We start from the raw sequence: 3,445 nt of genomic DNA, 5'->3' as shown, positions 1-3,445 counted from the left end.
GCACCATTATGCAAAGTGTTATATTATGCGTAGCGTTACTAATAAATAGCTATTATTCAATATTATTTAGCAGCAACGCTACGCATAAAAGTCATAGACTTTTCAAGAAATCCATGAGATTCTTGTCTTCAGTCCAGTCTGGATACTCAGTTTTATCTTTCATCGGAAAAGCCTCTTCAAGAATCAATCTCTTGGCATTCACGTCCAAGCGGGCATATATTTCCGTAGTTTTAACAGACACATGCCCAAGCCAGTCACGTATGATAATCATGTTGTAACCGGCTTGTAGCAAATGCATTGCTTTACTATGCCTCAGAATGTGCGGTGAGATGTTTTTAGGCATGGTTATATCCTTGATTCTTGAAGTGTATTTTTTCAGAATATAAGTAATTCCTCCACGAGTGAGAGGTTCTTTGTGCTGATTGAAGAACAAAGGATAATCCTGTTTGTCAGGCGTATCAAGCCTGTTCTCCTTTATATACCCTGTCAGCAAATGCTTGGTGTTTTCAACTATGGGTACAACCCGGCTTTTTCGTCCTTTTCCCTTCAATGTAATGCAGGCAGAAGATCCGTATGAAAAATCACGGATTTTCAAGTCGCACAATTCCTGTACTCTGGCTCCAGTATCATAGAGTACACATAAAAGTACGCCATCCCTTCTTTCTTTAGCATTTCGTAAATCCGGTTCTAAAAGCAAACGTCTTACTTGCTCTTTGCTCAGATAATTCAAAATAGGCGAATCTGCCTTTCGGTAAGGAATAGCCATAATGGTTTGGCTGGTATGTATGCATTCCGGGATTTCGGACTGTAAGTAACGATAGAAGGAATGTATAGCGGCCAAACGGCTGTTTCGTGTAGAGTTAGAGCACGACCGTCCTTTCTGTAGCCAGTCCAAAAAGTCACAAACGGCCTGTCTGTCTATATGCTTCAAGGATAACCTGCTAACTTGAACGGATCGTTTTTCCTCAAAGAACCGTATCAACAATCTGAAAGTATGACCGTAAGCTGATATGGTATTTCCGCTCAGGTTACGGCAACCTTTCAAGAAAACATTGAAATACTTCGATAGATAATAAGCAAAATCGGTAGGATTTTTCATCGCATTGTTGTTTTATTAGTTGTTGGAATCATGCACCCCAGCCTATTTTCAAGGGTCTCTCTTATATCTTCGGTCATGTCAGCAGAGAAGTGGAGATAGTATTCAGTATCAGATATGTTCACATGGCCAAGATACTCTTGAAGCACGGGTAGGTATGCATGAAGGTTTTTGCCTTGTTTCATCCACTTCCTCAAGCAATTGACAGCGAACGTATGGCGGAGCGAATGCACATTTGGCGCTCCGGTTTCTCCTATGGGAGTCTTCCCGCAATGAGAAATCCTTGCATGCCATAAAAACCTGCGGAAATTGTGGTACACATTGCCAACAGTCATAGGATTTCCATTCATGCCGGGGAAAAACGGGGCATCTGGTTTGGAAAACGGATGCACTGCATCATGGTAAACCCTCAGCCTGCCAAGTAGGTCCGGATGTACCGGCACCTGCCTTATTTTGTTGTTTTTTGTATGGGTCAAGGTAAGAACGCCCATTTCCAAATCTACATCTTTCACTTGTATCAAACGTGCCTCGGACACTCGGAGGCCGCAGCAATACAGCGTTCGAAAGAATACAGGCAGGACTAAATGACGAAGTGGAACGATATGGCTGAACTTGCAGGAATTGTCGATTGATTCGAAAAGACGTTTGATTTCATCATCGCTAAAAATATACGGTCTGTACTTGACTTTCTTCGGCATAAATCCTTTGGGCATCGAATACGCTTCGATACCCCTTGAACGACAAAACCTTGCAAGACAGTTCACAGGAGATATTTTTGTTTCGACTGTCGATGGATGCTTATCCTTATGGTGTGACAGCCAGCTAAGGACTAAATCCTTGTCTATAGTAACAGAGTCTGGAAAATTTGAGACGCAGTAAGCATCAAACTCCTGTAGAATTCTTGTTTGTGAAGTAAATTTGTAGCCCAAGTTCATCTCCAGTTCTATGAACTCCTCAATAAGTCGGGCAAAGTTTGATTTTAGCTTTTTCATGACTCATCTTCTATGGTTAGGGCACATTCCGACAGCAGTCCAATGCTGCTCTTCAGATAGATTGCCGTGGTATTTGGATTTACATGTCCCATAAGTTGGGCTATATCTTCTATGGGGAAATGCTTCTCCATTAATGATGTGGCATAGGTGTGGCGAAGTGAATGCATCCCGTATTTCTTGTCTTTCCGTACACTGATATGTGCCTGTTTCATATACTTGAGAATCATATTGTCCAAACTTGCCGAACATGAGAAGGGACGGTGCGGAAGTGTATGTGTCACAAAAATTTCCGGGCATTCGCATTCTGGGCGGCCATGCCGGACGTAGTCTATGATTGCCCACCCGATAACTGACAGCAAAGGATAAGTAACAGACCTTTGGGACTTACTCTGTACAATATCTATTCGTCGTTCCTCCCAATTTATGTTTTGGAATTTCATCTTGCATATGTCAATTGCCCTCATACCAAGCATACTGGCTAACAAGATTATTGCATAGTCCCGTTTCCCGGAAGGATTACCTTTGTCTATCACTTCCAGCAACTTCTCCAAAGTTTCTTCTTCCCATACAGAGGGAATACGCGCCTTTTGGGGAACTTTCACCTTAGGAAGAGAAGCCGAAAAGTCTGTTGATAAATACCCGTGTTCATGGAGGTAACGCAAAAAGCATTTTATTCCACTGAACGTAAACTCAACCATTTTCGGGGAATAACCAAACAAGGTCTTCACGAAATCACAAAGAATATCAGAAGACAAATCGCCGATAAGGATGTCCCTGGCATCGATAAAGTACAAAAGTTTTCTTGCAGATCTGCCATATCCCTCAATTGTATAGAAAGCATAACGGCTGGCGCAATAAGATTGGAATCCTTCCAAAATTCTCCAATGGACTTCTTTAGTCAGATGATACATTTTACCATCACTGCGTCGAAAAATCACCCTATGGAGATTGCAATCACTCAGTAAACATATACTCTGATAGAGCCTCTTGGACTGTACATCCAGTAATCCACGCTCGCGTTTCTCAAAAAAATTACATTCTTCTTCAAGAATACGCATTGCTGTATTAAGCGAGAAAAATTCTTCTTTCTTCGCATCGAAACATTTTACAAGAAATTGCCATGCTCTATTATAGATAGCGATGGTTTTCTTGTGATACCCTCTTTTAACAAGCTCTTTATTCACCAGAGCTACTAATTCTTTTAATTTCACTTCTTGCATAATACAATGTTATTGGTTCTCCATTAATATATGGATAGAAACCGACAAGAAATATTATGCATAGCGTTTTTTGATATTTTATTAATAATCAGCAGCTAAAATATGACACTTCGCATAATATAACACTTTGCATAATG

The 3,445-nt window shown here is 40.9% G+C and carries 3 protein-coding genes and 1 pseudogene; all 4 read right to left on the bottom strand.

Going from position 1 to position 3,445, the window contains the following annotated elements; genetic code table 11:
- Window positions 1-91: 91 nt before the first annotated feature.
- Window positions 92-766, bottom strand: a complete 675-nt coding sequence (locus H6B30_RS15660; RefSeq protein WP_239484172.1) for a tyrosine-type recombinase/integrase — start codon at window positions 764-766, stop codon at window positions 92-94.
- A gap of 45 nt (window positions 767-811) precedes the next feature.
- Window positions 812-1,099 (bottom strand): annotated as a pseudogene (locus tag H6B30_RS16760) (site-specific integrase); the annotation flags it as partial.
- Entirely contained in the window at window positions 1,096-2,088 is a 993-nt protein-coding gene (locus H6B30_RS15655; protein WP_205112197.1) for a tyrosine-type recombinase/integrase, read from the bottom strand. The gene H6B30_RS15655 and the pseudogene H6B30_RS16760, both read right to left, overlap by 4 nt.
- On the bottom strand, window positions 2,085-3,308 hold the full coding sequence (locus tag H6B30_RS15650; protein WP_205112196.1) for a site-specific integrase: 1,224 nt from the start codon (window positions 3,306-3,308) through the stop codon (window positions 2,085-2,087). The genes H6B30_RS15655 and H6B30_RS15650 overlap by 4 nt, the downstream gene beginning before the upstream one ends.
- Window positions 3,309-3,445 lie beyond the last annotated feature (137 nt).

Source organism: Marseilla massiliensis, assembly GCF_016899955.1.
In the GTDB taxonomy this organism is placed as follows: Bacteria; Bacteroidota; Bacteroidia; order Bacteroidales; family Bacteroidaceae; genus Prevotella; species Prevotella intestinigallinarum.
The sequence above is the reverse complement of the archived record's forward strand: the minus strand, read 5'-3'. Positions and strand labels throughout refer to the sequence as shown.